This window comes from Vibrio sp. Vb2960 (assembly GCF_033337665.1).
GTDB lineage: Bacteria > Pseudomonadota > Gammaproteobacteria > Enterobacterales > Vibrionaceae > Vibrio > Vibrio alginolyticus.
Genome location: NZ_JAWORD010000037.1, coordinates 1 through 17,838, shown reverse-complemented (window position 1 = coordinate 17,838; position 17,838 = coordinate 1). Strand labels below are relative to the sequence as shown.

Here is a 17,838-nt window from a genome sequence, read left to right as displayed (position 1 = left end):
TTCTAAACGTTGCATTTAACGGGAAGTCACGATGGGATAGTCACCATTAACGAGCTCTTGAACGAATGCAGATCCCGCGCCAGTATGCGTGATCCAAACCTTCTCTTTCGCACGTGTAATCGCCACGTAAAATAGCCTGCGCTCTTCTGCGTAAGGGAATTTGTCTTTGGACTCCGTCAACGCACCATCAATGTGAATTTGCTTCTTCTTAGCGGGGAATTGCCCCTCATCCACAGAAAGAATAATCACAAAGTCAGCTTCGCGTCCTTTACTCGCATGGCAAGTCATAAAGCGAATATCGAGATTAGGGAAACGTCGCAACCAATCGTCGAACAAATCGGGCTTATGATAATGGTTACGTCCTAGCAATAAAACTGACTTGGTTTGCTTGGCTTGTTGATTCAAGTGATCCAAGATCTTTTCCACTTGATTGCTCGGCGCGGTATGTACGCTCTTCTGCTTGCGTTGTTTGTGGCTGTTTAGTGTTTTCGGCAACTGCGATGGGTTTTGCTGCACGAATGTATTCGCTACATCACCAATCTGATTGTTGAAACGATAAGTTGTATCTAAGTGATGAACGGTAGAGTGAGCAAAGCGTTCTTTAAAGCCAGTGATAAGATCGACATCCGCTCCTGCAAACTGATAGATCGCTTGCCAATCGTCGCCAACAGCAAATAACGTGGCACCTGCTTGTTTCTGAGTGGATTCACACAGTGCTTCAATCAATGCCAGACGATCTGGAGAGATATCTTGATACTCATCGACCATAATAAAGCGCCATGGCGAGACAAACTTCCCTTTATTCACATAATCTGTCGCACGACTGATCATGGTTGGGAAATCCACTTGGTTGCTTTCTTTAAGCATTTTCTGCCACGCTGTAAAACATGGCCAGCATAAGGCGAGTTCACTATTTAAACGCGTATAGTCTTGGTGGTTTACGAGCTTTTCTTGTACTTGCTTTTTGGTCAACCCTACCGACGCTAAATGAGACAGCTGCGAATCTAGCCAAGCGATCAGTTTTGGATTTTCTGAATGGCTTCCTAACTCATCATCCCCTTTTAGGTACGCAATCGGCCATTTGTCTAAATGTTTTTGCCAACGTTTAAAGTTGGTGGGTGTCATCCAATGTTTTTTCAACCAGTCTACACACCATGCTGTTCGTTGATTTTCGTCCAACGCTAAAGGACTAATTTCGACAGGTTGCTGTTCGACTTGTTTAAGAATATACAAACCCAACTGATGGAATGTGTTTACGCGCACACCGTCTGCCGCCATGCCCACTTTATCTACTAAGCGTTCTTTCATTTCAGTCGCCGCATCACGACCGAACGCTAACATGAGAAGCTCTTCTGCTTGAGCTTGATGGCTTTGCAACAAATAGGCAACTCGTGCGGTTAAAACGCTGGTTTTGCCCGAGCCGGCCCCAGCAAGAACTAAGTTGTGGTCGTCGTTGAGTAATACCGCATATTGCTGGGATAAATTCAAAGGAGAGGATTCAATTTGATTAAACAGCACTTCCCAATTTGGACGTTCTGCTTCTAGCCAATCGCGATTACGCTCACCAAGCGCCTCAGAGGTATCAATGAGCCAAGGCTCTATTTGCGACATACGATTCGGCATTCGCATTTTGGCTTCTTCTAGGGTGGTTTTCATCTCGCTTAACTCTTGGCTAAGACTTTCAACCCAGGAGACCACTTGAGAATGCGATAAGTAAGCAGGCAAGTGCTTTAGTTTGTAAAGCTCTTCTTCCCACTTAGGTAGATACTCAGCCAGTTTTCGGCACTGAGTGTTGTGCCATTCTTGATACTGACGAACAGCCTCAAGCGCGAACTTTCGGCATTGTGGCCACGGTAAACCTTGGACTAGCCAGCTTTGTTGTTTGCCTTCGTGTTCATGAGCAAAAAACTGTAAAGAGCTCCATAATAACCCACGCTTTACGCTAACTTTGCCATTCCAGATCGTAAAAGGAATATGTTCTTCACTGCCTATCGAGCTTAATAAAACACTGTTCTCTTTTATTTCGACGTGATGGTACTCATTTTGAATAAAAAACTGTGCTTTGCTAGTGGCAGTAAGCTGCATGAAACGTGCGCCTTTTAGTTTAGAAGTTGTCGATTTATATCATTTTAAGGCGCTAAATTGTAGCAACGGCGAGCACCTAAGTAAGCTTCTTCTTCTATTCTTTAATAAAATTCACATTACTGTCGATTTAATAACCTAAAGCTGAGGTTATTTGAAGCTGGCTTTACAATCCTCAATACATGACCTGGCAGTTTTAATATAAGTCGATGACATCCCTGTTGATTTTATCAGCAACCACGAATTTTTCTTAAAGTAAATCATAAACGCGCTATAGTGGGTCTGGTAGTATTCCCCCTGTTCTTCATCGGAAACATAAGGCGCATTGTGCAAGCAACTTCTAAATTTCGGCTATATTGGGCAAACAAGACGATAAATTACAGCGTTCTTATCCTTATTACCTTACTGGGTGTGGTTATCCCAACTTGGTACTTCGAGCAAAACACGCTGATAACGCCATTAATATTAGGCGTTATTGCTGCTGCTTTGGCTGAAAGTGATGACAGTTTCACTGGACGCATCAAGGCTCTGATTCTCACCTTTCTCTGTTTTGCGCTTGCTGCTTTTTCAATTGAAATCTTGTTCGATACCCCATGGGCTTTTGCGTTGGGATTATTTATCTCAACCTTCGGCTTCATCATTCTTGGGGCGATAGGTCCTAAGTACGCGAGTATTGCTTTTGGTTCGTTGCTGATCGCTATTTATACTATGCTTGGCGCACATGAAAGCACCAACATTTGGTTTCAGCCACTACTGCTTTTGACTGGTGCCGCCTGGTATTACTTCATGTCCATGATTTGGCAGATATTTTGGCCTCTTCAACCGGTGCAACAAAGCTTAGCCAATGTGTTCTTCCAAATGGCGAATTATCTTGATGCGAAAGCCAAGCTTTTTCACCCTGTGACCAACTTGACGCCACAACCGCTGCGGATTGAAGCTGCAAAATGCAATGCTGCCACGGTTACGGCACTAAACGCTTGTAAAACCACACTACTTAACCGATCGAAACGGGGTCACATTGATGGGCCTAGTGACCGATTTTTAAATATTTATTTCATCGCTCAAGACATTCACGAACGCGTCAGTTCTAGCCATTATCGCTATCAGGATTTAGCGACCGAATTTGAACGTTCTGATGTGCTGTTTCGTTTTAAATATCTTTTGGAGTCTCAAGCCCAAGCGTGTCGTGATATTGCACTAGCCATTCAGCTAGGAAATGAATACTCCCATACCGATCAATCTATTCTGGCATTAGCTGAAGTACAAAACTCTCTTGCTTATCTAGAAGAACAAAAGCAAGGGCACTGGAAACGTCTGCTGATGCAGTTAACATATTTATTCAATAACTTAGCGACGGTAGAAAAACAACTTAATAACATTAACAACCCAGATGTTGAAGGCCTCGAAGAAGATACCCTCGCCGATACCAACCCACACACGCTAAAGGCGATGTGGCAGCGTATATCAGCAAATTTACACAAAGATTCGATGCTGTTTCGGCATGCATTACGTATGTCAATTGCCTTAACGATTGGCTATGGAATCATTCAAATATTCAACATCGACCGAGGTTACTGGATACTCTTAACCACTTTATTCGTATGCCAACCGAACTACAGTGCCACTCGCCAAAAATTGACGGCGCGAGTAATAGGTACATTAGCTGGTTTGTTGATTGGTGTACCATTGCTGACTTTTTTCCCTTCTCAAGAAAGCCAGTTAGTATTTATCGTTATCTCTGGAGTGATGTTTTTCGCCTTCCGGATGAACAACTATGGGTACGCGACTGGTTTTATTACACTGCTCGTCCTCTTCTTATTTAATCAACTAGGTGAAGGTTACGCAGTTGTCCTTCCTCGACTAGCAGATACCCTCATCGGGTGTGTGCTTGCAGTAGGAGCTGTATTAGTTATTTTGCCCGACTGGCAGTCGAGAAGGCTTCACAAAGTTATGTCGGATGCGATAGAGGCGAACAAGCAGTATCTCGATCAGATCATTGGTCAGTATAGAATCGGCAAGAAAGACAATTTGAGCTACCGTATCGCTCGCCGCCAGGCCCACAATAATGATGCCTCACTCTCTTCTGCGATTAGTACGATGCTGGCGGAGCCTGGCAAATATCGCGCAGCTGTTGATGAAAGTTTTCGCTTCCTAACGTTAAATCACGCAATGTTGAACTATATTTCTGCATTAGGCGCGCACAGAACTCGCATCGAAGATGAGTCAATTCATAAACTCGTTTTAGATGCTCACCGTTGTATTCATCAGCATCTGGATGTACTTCATAAACAGCTTCACCAGCATTGTGAGGAGTGTGACCTATCTAATATTGATGATGCTGGACTCGAACAACGCTTAAACGAATGGCGCGATGAAGACGACAGCTCTGCCCGCATGGTATTGCAGCAACTTCATCTTATCTATCGCATGCTCCCAGAGCTTCATTCACTTGCTAGTAAGTTTGCCGTCAGGGTAAGTTAGTAACATTCAAACCATATGTAAGAGGGAAGCGCTATATCGCTTCCCTTTTTCTTTTTACGCTTCCATCTACCCCAAAGTGGGTAATTATGTACCTTCTTAGGAAAAATCTGACGTATCACTTAACACACCTTGACAATATTCGGACAAAAATCAATCGATCAAATTCTAATCTATTTTGGTTGAATAAATATGTTGTATCCAAAGGATGAAGAATTTCGGGCAACGACGGATAAACCGAATCACGACGAAGGTATTGAGATGAACGCACAACAATTTAATGAACTTAAGCAAAAGCTCAGTGATTTAACGGCAAGTCAGTTAAAGTCATTACAAGGTGAGATCAGCGTGAAACTAAATAAAGCGCAAAAACCGGTTCTATCTGGTGAAGAAAGAGAAATGCTTGCCAAACTGTTTGCCTAATCAAGTCATTGATATAAAACACTTGAACGTTTTATAAACTCCACCTATGCTCTCACTATCATAATGTTGGGAGTAGTGATATGCCTGTATCGGGAATTCAATCTGGATACCACATCGTTCAGATGTCACAACAAATGGCCGAGAAAGCTGCACATGGCATTAGCAATAATGTAAGTAAGGTAAAAGAAGAGCTTTCTGATCACAACATCGATTTAGCTGCGGTTGCGGATGTCGCAATAACAGCCTCAACACCTAGCCTTCCCTCTCAAAAAGTTGAATCTCTCATCAACCTCGCACAAGCCGCTGGTTATAACCGAGTTGGCGCGTCTGTCATAGAGAAAAACAATGAAATCATTGGCAGCTTGCTAGACATCCACGTTTAGGCGATTTAACGTCAAATTATCGCTATTTTAATTTCCAACTATCACTATAACGTCGTAACAAGATAACCCCTTTGCTTCGTTCTTGCTTTCTATTTCGATTCAAATATCTCCTGTTTAAAATCAAGCGTTCCCGAAAAAAATGGGCGGCTTATCAGAGCCGCCCATTTTTGTGTTGTATACAGGTTTATCCGTTATCAATAACACCGTTGTTGAGCAATGACTCTACAATCTCGTTGGAGCTGAGACCGTTGAAGTCGATTGAAGTACCTAAGTTTTCCACGACAATAGTCTGTTGAACATTTGCATCCGTCGTAATGTTCAGAGAAACACTTTCCGTCGATGCATCGTAGTCTGCCGAAATGTGACCAAGCAGATCATCCATGTCGATCATTGAGTTATTGAGATCAGAGATAACTTCACGTAAATCGATACTGTCTTCGTTAACAGTGAAGTCAGTAATGGTATCCACTGCCCCTTCATCAACGGAATCTACCGTCCACTTGAAGATATCGCTGCCGTCTCCACCCGTTAAGATATCTGAGCCTAAGCCACCGATAAGCACGTCATCACCATCACCACCCAGAATAACGTCGTCACCGTCTCCACCAATCAAGTTGGTACCTGTGTCTCCGCCGACTAAATAGCTGTCGTCCACTGCGGTTGACTGGTCAATATCGTCGCTATCACTACTCACATCCAAACTAATTTGGACAGGTGAAGACTGCGCTTCATCGCCATTAGATTCCGTTGATATCGCCGTAAGCGAAATATCGTAAGAACCGACATCAATACCACTGTTAGTATCTGTTGCGACAATTTCTAGCGTATCAATTTCATCGCTTGGTACTGTCCAAGTGGTACCATCGAAGCTAATGCCTGATGGAGAAACGCCACTTGTTACCTCAGCACTAGCTGGTACGCCCGTTAGCTCCAAAGACAGCACCTCGTCAATATCAGTAAGCGCCGCCATGATTCCGACAATCGCTAAACCTTGACTGCTCGCGGTTTGGCTAGCCGCAATTTGACGAATGTAATTAAACTGAGGATTGATACTCAATGTAGGTGCATCAGCTACAGGTGTCACATTGATAGTGAAGTCTTGATTCGCTTCCAATGCGGTACCCGATGCATTTTCGAAGTACACGCCGTTGTCTTCGACTTTCACCGATAAAGTGATTGAAGCTGCGTTGACATCTCCTGCATCCACAAATACCCCCTCAGAAGCGTCTGTTGCTCCAAGAACGGAGTTAATATTATCTGGTGTGCCCATTAGGGTGATTTCACCAGCCATCCCCGCCCCAACAGTCACACCACTACCTGCTGGCGGCTCGACACGAAGGTCGCCCTCGGTAACTGTAAGAGTCACGGTCATGCTTTCATTTGCTTGTGCGCCCGCAAAGTCGACGTCACTCACACTAATACCCGTTATTTTCTGGCCATTGGCTTCGTTGATCGTATCCGTTACCGACGTTGCAGTGATTTCAGGTGCGTCATTGGTCGCTTCAACATTCAACACTGCTGTGCCCGCGATTGTAATTGGGTCTGGAGCGCCGTTAGTGGTTCCGTCATCTGTGATTTCATAAGTGAAATTAACGTCACCAAAGAAATCTGCTGCGGGTTCAAACGTCCACTCTGTCGCACTCACTTGAGTCAGCGTGCCGGAAGTTGGGTCCACTAACGCAACATTATCGACGGTCAAGTTGTCTGACTCAGGATCACTTGCGTTGCTCAGCAACTCAGTAGCCGTAATAGTTACCGAACCACCATCTTCTTCGGTACTACTCAACGTTACCTCTGATGTTACCGGTGCATCGTTCACCTCAGTGACTTCGAAGGTCGCCGTTCCTGACACCGTTTGAGGATCTGAAACACCGTTCGTTGTACCGTTGTCGGTAATGTCGTAGGTCAAATCGACCTTGCCGTTGTAGCCAGGCGCAGGAGTAAATGACCATGTACCTGTTACGTTGTCGAAATCCAATGTGCCGCTGCTTGGATCAACCAACTGGACATTGCTCACCATCAAGGTGTCGTTTTCAATATCAGACGCATTCGCCAACAAATCAGCTTGGGTAATATCAACCGCCGTACTGTCTTCTGCGATATCAGAAAGTGTCACTTCAGACGTCGTTGGAGCATCATTGACTTCCGTTACGTTGAACGATGCGCTGCCGTTAACCGATTTAGGATCGAATGCACCATTTGTCGTGCCATCATCTGTAATGGTGTACGTGATTTCAACTGGACCGTTGTAATCTGGTGCTGGGGTAAATTCCCACTCTCCCGTGCCACTGTTGAAAGTAATGCTGCCCGAATTCGGATCCGTTAACTGAACATTGCTGACCGTGAGGTTATCGTTCTCTACGTCTGTCGCATTCGCAATAAGATCCGCTTCAGAGATGGAGAACACACCACTGTCTTCTTCAATATCCGGTAGCGTCACTGGCGTAGTTTCTGGGGTATCATTCACCGCTGTTACTTCAATATTGAAGCTGCTGCTGTTGGTATTTAGGGTGTCATCTACCCCACCAATTACGATACCTTCATTACCTTGGTCATCGACTGTCACGTCCACCTGAACGTCACCAAAGAAGTTCAGCTCTGGGTTAAACTCAATCAGACCGTCTGCAATGGCATTGTTTAGATCGGCCACTGTGCCTTTCAGTTCAACGGAGTCCGTACCATCACCGCTCACGGTTAGGTTGTAAGTAGCGATGAGCGTTGGATTAAGCTCCAAGATACCGCTGTCGACGTTCACATTGAGTACGTATTCAGCATTCGGATCATCGAGTACGGCATCAATATCGGTAATGCTGAAACCATCAAGCAGCATTGGCGTATCTTCTGGTGTTTCCACATCCACGGTATTGACGAACTCTGGACGATCGTTCACTGCTTCAACATCAACAGTGACATCAAACTCCTCTGCGGAGCCCAAGCTTTGACTGCCATCGAGCCCAGTATCAACGGCTTGCACTTTGAAATGCAGCGAACCATCCCATGAGTTATCGTTGCGATCACCAGAATTAAACACCACTTGCTCCAAGTCTTGAGCATTGATTTCTAAGACAAAAACGCCGCCGCCTTGGTCAGTAAATACTGTCCCATCAGGTAATGAAACGCTCGCCCCATCAGGGACATTTGAGACCTCAACTCTCAGCGTCTCTGGATCATTTTCCTGGTAGTTTGCACCATCTCCGATGGACTCTTTGTTATCAACCACTAACGCATTTACATTAATAACAATGTCTTCGCCCTCATTACCTGCAGCCGAAGTGTCGGGGTTCACATCAACATCATCACCAATAGGATTGACAATAAGCGTAAAGTTGTTGTTTCGTTCCGTTGGAACTTGTAGCAACTCCTCTTGAATGAAGACCGTAATACCTATCTCAGCCTCGCCGCTAAAGTGTTTTGGCGGTTTAATTTGGATGTCACTCAGGTCAATGGACGTCTGAGTGAGATCTTTTAGTTGAATACTCCATTCGCCCCCACCGTTGTTCTTAACAACATAATCAGAGGAATTGGATTTAACGATAAAGTCATCAGGAAGTCCCGTTAACTTGAGTGAAACGAAACTCTCAGAACCGTCATTATCGTTCAGGCTGATCGAAACACCAGAGCCCGGTTGATTCAGCGAAATTAAAGTATCTTCGTCACCAATCACCGTGATTGGCTGCGTCGGATCGGCACCTGTAATGGTAATGTCATCAACGACTGGCGTAACTTCAAATGTGACATCGTCAGTGAAGGTTCTCACATCTATATTATCGCCAGAGTTATTCAAGATAGACTGATCAAACACAGCTTCATCAGTAATTTCTCCCTCGATATTAATCTTGACGGTATTTTGGCCACCACCTACGGGGTAATTTTCTTTTGGCTTAAACAGAACATTGTCAAGCGCACCAGCTAAAATCTCAGCTTCATTAAACTCAATACTGGTTCCTAAGCTGTTACCATTGGCATCAACAAACTCACCTAATGTTGTGTCATCAAGCTCTAACTTGATGTTCGTTAGTGTTTCTCGACCACCTTGAGTGTTGTTAAATTGATCGGCAAAATCAACACTCAAGTTAAGTTGGATTAAGCCATCTTCGTAACCAACACCATCCGCCGTGGGAACGTCGTTATTTAGATCAGTCACAGGTTGTTTGTTTGCATCCAAGCCGAAAGTACCGACGATATCTACTCTTACATTTGGTGTGACATCGCTATCCAACGGCTGATCCCCGGCTGAACTCGGAACGTCTGCAACCGGTAAAACCTGAACTGGAAACTGAACATTATTTTCTTTTTCATCACCGGACTCAGTGTCTTTAGTGACGAACCGAATTGGTAATTCGAAATCACCTGCGTAATCTTCTGCCAAGTGCATCGTCAAACCATCAAGGCCAGTAATATTTCCACTCGCATCGATATGGGCTTGGAACACGTATTTACCATTGACAAAGTCGATATCCGTCCCCGTGATCACCAAGCCAGGAGGAATACCAGGAGCTGAAGGATCGACGATAATAGTCAAGACATCCTCCACGCCATCTGCATTAATCGCATCAACTTTCGACGTTAACTGAGCACCAAGGTTAATAGAATTGTCTTCCAACGCTTGAATTTGGACATCATCAGCCACCTGAATCTCTGCCGCTACACTCATTTGCGGTGTGAGAACGGTAGGAAATTCAAGTGTCACATCCGTTTGGCGCATGACCGTCGCATCTTTTTCGTTGCCCAAATCTTCGCCCAAATCATTCACTTCTGCGTAAATGGTTAAGCCAATTTGAGAGAGACCACCGTTATCGCCATCGTCACTGTCATCGTTTGGTGTTAAATCAAGTCCAGACGGCGCTTTAATTGAGAAGTTGTCTTCATTAGTTACTGTCCAACGACCTCCACCTTCATTTAGTGCACCGACGATAACCAATTGGTTGAGGATCTCAGGGTCCACATTGTGAAATTGAACAACAAGTTGAGTCACCACTTCATCTGAAGACGCATCAAACTCTTGATATTTAATGATATGAGCACCAGACTCGCCCCCCATAGAAGTGTTGATCGTAAAGTCAATGTTACCTTGATCGTCTGACTTCACGATATCGGTAGCACCACCACCACTTTCAGTGACAAGCAGACGGGTTTGGTCGTCTATTGCCCCCGTCTTATCCTCTGGCTCAACGATTGGATTAACTTGGACATTCACCGTACCATTGATGGTTTTCTCAGCGATACCTTCACCGGGATTCGAAGCGTCAACATATTCATGGTCAATCTCTTTCACAGTGACGGTTGTGGTCAAGTCAAAGTCAGTACTTGAATCCTGCTCCAACTGGACTTGAACATAGCCACTTTGAGAGATTCTAGCGGAAAAATCTTGCTCTGATTCACCAGCTTGCGGTGAAAGCGTTAGTGTTCCAGAAACAAGCGCTTGTGCCACACCATCTACATAGACCGTGCTGCCTGGAGGAAATCCAGAGATGGTTACATCACTAAAGAATTCATCGGTATCAGGGCTTTGTACGAGCGTCGGTTTCCAATCGATGTTAAAGCGCGTATCTTCATCTCCCTCCGATCGAACAACGTAGTTATCTTGAGCATCAATAACGGGTTCGACCTTGATCCTTACCTCTCTTTCAATCACACGACTATGACCATCATTCTCGGTAACAATGATCGTCCCTGTAATCGCAATATTTTCAGTTGAAGAGGCTTCCGGAATAATTTGAATACCGGAATTAAAATTCAGCCCAGTGATGTTTGCTTCGTAAATCGGTTGACCGTTACCATCATAGCCAACAAAGGTGAGGTCAACGCTTGAGCCGTCTGAATCTACGACACGAACACCGTCGGGGATGTTGGACAGGATAACAGTAATGGCTTCTGAATCATCCTGTGGTCTATCGGCAACTTCACCTGATACAACAGAGAAGTTGAGGTTTACAACACCATTCTCTTCGATAGTCGTCTCTATCCCGGCCACATCTCCGTCTACGAATCGGTTCCAAACGTTCCCCGCGTCAATTAATACCGTGTCTGGTATGTCAGCAACACCTTTTACACCAACGATGACAGTCTTACTGCCCAGTGACAACACATCTTCTGTCGTACCGGTAGACAATGATGCTGTGTCTTTCACAATGCCTTCGACATTGAAAGTAAAGTCATCATTGCTGTGCAACGGAGGAAGAACTTCGACGTTCGCTAATTCAGACTCTGGCACTTCGTAATAAAGTACATTGCCGCCTGAATCGGTCACTTCTACTATCTGACTTGGGTTTGCTGAGTCCAGCCACACCAAAGTAACCCCATCAATTGAGAAGTTAGAAATGCGCACAAATAACGCTTCAGAACCATCTAAGTCCGCTGATGGTTTCATGGTGATCACTTCACTTAATTGGAGTGGGTCGTGATCAGTGACAGGGTCTACCGTATTTTGAGTTCGAGCATTATCCTCAAACACATTAATTCGGTTTACAGTAAAACTACCTTTATCCGCAACTGGGTTTACATCAATAATGATGGTTTCGGTTTCTGAGCGAGCGGTATCTTTCCCAAGCAGTGGATTGTTGTTTTCCGTCGTAATAGCGGTGACATCAATTCTGATTTCACCCGAGAAGTTATCTATCGGATCAACTTGAACTTCATCAATTCGGCTTGCATCCACCAGATAAACACCACCGGATTTTGGTATCGCACTACCATCTGAATAGACTAACTCTGCATTACCTTCTCCTTGTGTAAAGACAAGCTCGTACACAATGCCTTCAGGGTTACTAGTGTCTTGGGTTTCAGCCGTGATGTTAAGTGCGACATTGTTTCCATCTTCATCAACCGAGTAGTTAAATTCGCTGCTTGCCGTCCACGTTGCAATATCTGCGACGGCAGCAACTTCAATGTCTAAACGACCATTAATCGTATGATCTGGCGTACCATTGTTAAGAATTTCCACGCGGATACGAGGATCGATACCAGAAGCATCGGTTGATGTATGACGATCTGGTACGAAGTACAAGTTATCTAACGAGACAAGCTCACCATTGAATGACTGCTCAACATTTGATGCGTCGAGAACAACCGTATTGCCCACAGATGTTAATTCAATGTAGTTGCCACTGCCGTCTCTGTAGTAGAACGTACCGTTGTGAGTATCAGCATCTCGAATAGTGATGTCACCTAAGCTCTCGTTACGGTCGATATCATGTAAATTGATAACCAGGTCGACTTTCGCAGGGCTAACATCCAGCGTCGACAAGTTGTCCTGAGTATTTGCAGAGTCAACGCCCACAACGACACCATCACGCCCTTGGTCTTCGAACGCAGTAACGGTAGACGTGTCAATTTGCGCATTGCGGTCTCTTATCGAGATATCCACATCGGCATCTGCGATATCGCCATCACCATCGGTTGCAACAACGTTGATGGTGAAATCAATCGAGTCGGTTTCGGTATGGTCAAGATCGTCATTCGGACGGAATGACACACTGCCATCGGTTCGAACAACCAAACGACCGATTTCAGTATCCACTCCGTCAAGAACCTTGTGAACAAATACGACTTGGTCGCTGCCGTTCAAATCGACAGAATCAGAATCAACACCGTTTTGCTTAAAGTAAATGCCTGAATCATCAGCCGAGAATGAAGTCACTTGTGCGCCGTCAGCACCAAGGTCATCATCCCCCTCTACAGGGTCTCGGAATAAACGAACCGTGCGGCTGCCTTGTCCCTCAACACGCGAAATAGATGCATCGTGCAAGGTTGGAACATCATCGGTAATCGTCACTGGTAAGTTAATACCGGCCGTATCGCCATCGACATCGGTCGCAAAGACTGGGAGATCAAGTATGAGTGTATCTTCGCCTTGAGTTGAGTGATCTAGCGCACCCTCAAGCGTAAACTTGTAAGAGCCGTCAGCGTTCAAAACTAGCGTGAATACTGAGTTACCATCAGGTGTTTGACCTTGATAAGTAAAGTTGTTGTTGCTTACCGCGGTTTGAACTAACGTCACCGCAAGACCACCTGAAGTGACTCCTGGTATCGGGTTAGAAGTAAGATCCAGCTGATAAGAGACAACGGTATCTGCCCCTTCCACCGTATCGAAATTGCCCGTCGCTTCTAGGCTGTCTTTGTTGGTTGCCTGAGAGCCGTTGGCAAGGTCATCCTCATCAACAGCCAAAGCATCTGCTGATTTAATTTCGGGAATGTCATCAACTACGGTAATTGGAAGATTCAGTGATGATGACGTGTCACCATCAAAGTCTGTTACTGTAATTGGAATATCAATGACAAGGTTGTTTTCACCTTGAACAGCGTCATGGTCGATTGGTCCCAACAGCTCAAATTGGTAGCTGTCATTATTCGCATCAAGAGACAGCGTGAAGATCTTAGTTGATGTGCCAGTAATAACCGCTTCGTAACTGGTAACTCCACCATTCGTGCCTACTAGATTCAACTCGATGCTGCTGCCGTTCGACGTTAAGCCAGACACGACTGCATCGAGGTCTGAAACTTGGTAGCTGACAATCTTGTCTGCACCAGCAACGACCTCAAATCCGCCGTTCAATACCGTTGAATCACTACTTGTCGTGTCAGAGCCACCAGCAAGATCATCTTCATCAACGGTTTGTTGGCTTGAGTCTGTCACTTTCACAATCGCTGGAACATCGTCCACTACTGTGATCGGCAAGGTGATGTTATTGGACACATCGCCGTCAAAATCGGTCGCGTTGACTGGGAAGTTGATGACTAACGAGTTTTCATCGTTACCCGCAGGATGATCAAGTGCACCCAACAGTTCAAATTCATAACTGTCTGCTGAACCATTTAGCGTCAGTTTAAAGACGGTGTCCGTCGTACCTTGTACATAAGCTCGGTACTCAATCACACCGTTTGAATTTGAAAACTCAACCAACTCAAGCGGTTGACCACCTGAGGTAAGTCCAGAAACAGGCGACGTTAAGCTATCCAACTGGAAGCTAACGATAGAGTCGGCACCATCAGTAACGTCAAAGTTGCCACCAATGATATTGGATTCTGGCGTGTCGTCCGAACCTTGGCTCGGAATATCATCCTCATCCACAGACAAGGTACTACCAGAGCTAATAGCATCAATGGTTGGCTTGTCATCTACGATCGTCACTGGCAAGGTCGCAGTGATGATATCGTTGTCGCCATCCGTGATCTTCACAGGTAGATTCAACAAAATCTCATCAGAGTTAACCGCGTGATCTAACTGACCAGATAACTCAAAGTCGTATTTACCATCTTGATGAAGTGTCAACGTGAAGACAGTCACTCCACCCGGAGTTTGTCCCACGTAAACAAGCGCGTCAGCAGTTGAAGCACCAACGTCTTGAGAAAGTGTTACCTCTTCTCCACCCGATTTCAGATTCGGGATAGGATTTGAGCTTAGATCCAATTCGAAAGCATCAATACCATCTGCGCTAGTGACTTCGAACTCACCTGATACCGTTAATGGCTCTTTCGTTCCATCAGAACCAAGAGGTAAGTCATCTTCGTCGACACGTAGACTTTCAATATTGGTAACAACTGGAACATCATCCACAACGGTAATTGGCAATGTGAAGGCTGGTGAAGTATCACCATCATTATCTGTCGCCGTCACAGGGAGGTTAATAACAATCTCGTTTTGCTGATTACCATCGGGATGATCAAGCGGCTTCTGTAAATCGAACTCATAGGAGTTGTTCGTTGCATCCAGCGTCAGTTCGAAAACCACTTCAGCAGGATTGCCAGCAACACCTTGGTATACGTTCACGCCGTTTGCGCTAGAAGACAGAACTAAGGTGATAGCTTCACCATCTGAAGTCAGTGACGCAACAGGCGTGGTCAGGTCACTCAGCTGAATAGAAGCAACTTGGTCAGCACCTTCGGTGATATCAAAAGTACCTGAAATAACAGTATCTTCTGCACTTGCAGCATCCGTGCCTGCTGGTAGGTCATCTTCATCAACGGTTTGTTCGCTGCCTGCTAGTAAACCATCAATGGTCGGAACATCATCCACAACCGTAATTGGTAAGGTGATGTTGTTCGACACGTCTCCATCAAAGTCAGTCGCGTTTATCGGTAAATTGATGACCAGTTCATTTTGGCCATCAGCATTTGGATGATCGAGAGGAGCAAGCAAATCGAACGTGTAGCTATCATCAGAAGCATCGAGAGTCACACGGAATACTGGTGTCGTCGTGCCATCAATACGAGCTTCGTAAACTGAAACGCCACCTGCGTTTGATACTTCAACCATAACCAGAGATTGACCACCAGAGGTCAGGCCTTGTACTGGCGTCGTTAGGTCAGAAACTCTGTACTCGACAATGCCATCAGAACCATCAGTCGCGATGAAGTTACCGGCAATGCTGTTCGACTGCGTACCATCAGATCCGACTGTTGGGATATCATCCTCATCAACCGTTTGCACACTTGTTGCTTCGATTCCGCCAAGTGTCGGCTTGTCATCAACGATCTTGACAGGAATTGTCTCAGCAGAGGTATCGCCATCAAAGTCTGTCGCGATGACTGGGAAGTTCAGTGTCAACTCATCACTATCTACTGCGTGGTCGATTGGACCTTCAATCGTGACGTTGTAACTACCATCAGTATTCACTATCAGAGTAAAGACCGCTTCAGTACCCGCTGTCGCCTCGTAAGTAAAGCTACCATCACCATTTGCGGTTTCCGTCAGTGTGACTGCCACGCCTTGTGATGTAAGGCCAGCCACTGGTGTTGCAGACGCGTCAAGCTGATAACTTACCACTCGGTCCGAGCCTTGTGTGGTAGTGAAGTTGCCATCGATTGAAATCGGGCCAGTCTGATCTGAACCAATCGTGCCTAGGTCATCTTCATCAACGGTAATCGCATCGACATCGGTAATGGTCGGTTTATCATCCACGATGGTGACTGGGATCGTTTCTGTGGTGGTATCACCATCAAAATCCGTCGCGATGATTGGGAAGTTCAGCGTCAGCTCATCACTACCCGTCGCATGGTCGATTGGACCTTGCAGCGTAAAGTTGTATGAACCATCCGTATTAACGGTCAGCGTGAAGACCGACTCAGAACCTGCCGTCGCTTGGTAAGTGAAGCTACCATCACCGTTTGCAGTTTCCGTCAGGGTCACTGCCACACCTTGCGATGTTAGACCATCAACTGGCGTTGCAGCAGCATCCAATTGGTAACTCACCACCCCATCAGAGCCTTGCGTTGTAGTGAAGTTGCCATCGATTGAAATTGGATCTGAGCCGTCAGAGCCTATCGTCGCTAAGTCATCTTCATCCACACGGATTGCATCTACATCGTTGATGGTTGGTTTATCGTCAACGATGGTGACAGGCAGTGTTTCTGTCGAAGTATCGCCATCAAAGTCTGTTGCGATAATCGGGAAGTCGATTTGCAGGCTGTCACTATTCACCGCATGGTCTAGTGGGCCCTGCAGAGTAAAGGTGTAGCTGCCATCTGGCTTCACCACCAATTCAAATACGGCATTGCCATCTGCTGTGGCAGTGTAAGTAAAACTACCGTCGCCGTTAGCAGTTTCAGCAAGCACGACAGGCTCACCATGAGAGGTCAACCCTGCTACTGGATCTGCTGTTGCATCAAGCTGGTATTTAACAACACTGTCCGAGCCTTCAGTTGTGGTGAAAGAGCCCGACATAAACGTATCATCGTTTTGGTCTGAGCCAATTGAGGCAAGGTCATCTTCGTCTACTGTTAGTGGGACAACGTTATCGATGGTTGGAACGTCATCAGTAATCGTGACTGGAATAGTCGCGGTTGTCGTATCGCCATCAAAGTCTGTTGCAATGATTGGGAAGTTCAGAACCAATTCATCGCTGTTTAACGCGTGATCCACCGGCCCTTCAAGGCGGAAATTGTATGTGCCATCAGCATTAACATTCATGGTGAAGACCGGATTGCCATCCGCGGTAGCCACGTAAGTGAAGCTGCCATCAGCATTCGCATTCTCTACCAAAGTAACAGGCTCACCTTGGGAGGTTAAACCTGCGACAGGATCCGAAGTTGAATCAAGCTGGTAGCTCACCACACGGTCTGAACCTTGAGTGGTCGTAAACGCGCCTTCAACATAAACAGCGTCAGTTTGGTCTGAGCCAATGCCTGATAAATCATCTTCGTCTACAGCCAGAGGTACAACATTATCGATGATTGGCGCATCATCCGTGATCGTGACTGGAATGGTCGCCGAAGTCGTATCACCATCAAAATCGGTGGCAATAATTGGGAAATCAATCGTCAGGCTGTCGCTGTTGGCGGCATGGTCAATCGGACCTTGCAGCGTAAAGTCGTACGTACCATCTGTTGCGACATTCAACGTGAAGACTGGATTACCGTCAGCGGTCGCAACATAGGTAAAGCTGCCGTCGCCATTCGCGGTTTCCACCAAGGTAATCGCCTCACCTTGAGAGGTTAGCCCCGCAACAGGATCAGCGGTTGAATCCAGTTGATA

Annotated in this window: 5 protein-coding genes; 3 read left to right on the top strand and 2 right to left on the bottom strand. The window is 45.7% G+C overall.

The features are described 5' to 3' along the window. Positions 1–15 precede the first annotated feature (15 nt). The gene (gene helD / locus R7O03_RS21865; RefSeq protein WP_318132024.1) at positions 16–2,085 is read right to left on the bottom strand and encodes a DNA helicase IV; all 2,070 of its coding nucleotides are present in this window, start codon (positions 2,083–2,085) and stop codon (positions 16–18) included. 324 nt (positions 2,086–2,409) lie between these two features. On the opposite strand from helD, the gene yccS reads away from it, so the two are divergent. From yccS to R7O03_RS21850, 3 genes are all read left to right on the top strand, one after another. Next, positions 2,410–4,563 (top strand): YccS family putative transporter, encoded by a 2,154-nt coding sequence (yccS, locus tag R7O03_RS21860; protein WP_005376573.1) that lies wholly within the window; start codon positions 2,410–2,412, stop codon positions 4,561–4,563. Between the two features lie 189 nt (positions 4,564–4,752). Continuing rightward, entirely contained in the window at positions 4,753–4,983 is a 231-nt protein-coding gene (locus tag R7O03_RS21855; protein WP_005376575.1) for a hypothetical protein, read from the top strand. A gap of 80 nt (positions 4,984–5,063) precedes the next feature. Further along, entirely contained in the window at positions 5,064–5,366 is a 303-nt protein-coding gene (locus R7O03_RS21850; RefSeq protein ID WP_047101396.1) for a hypothetical protein, read from the top strand. Between the two features lie 184 nt (positions 5,367–5,550). On the opposite strand, the gene R7O03_RS21845 is transcribed toward R7O03_RS21850, so the two are convergent. Then, positions 5,551–17,838: DUF5801 repeats-in-toxin domain-containing protein (locus R7O03_RS21845; protein WP_318132023.1), on the bottom strand; the 12,288-nt coding region annotated here is incomplete at its 5' end.

Excerpts from the sequence above, each read along its gene's own strand:
- helD (WP_318132024.1), bottom strand. The coding sequence starts at position 2,085 with ATGCAGCTTACTGCCACTAGCAAAGCACAGTTTTTTATTCAAAATGAG.
- R7O03_RS21850 (WP_047101396.1), top strand. The coding sequence starts at position 5,064 with ATGCCTGTATCGGGAATTCAATCTGGATACCACATCGTTCAGATGTCA.
- R7O03_RS21855 (WP_005376575.1), top strand. The coding sequence starts at position 4,753 with ATGTTGTATCCAAAGGATGAAGAATTTCGGGCAACGACGGATAAACCG.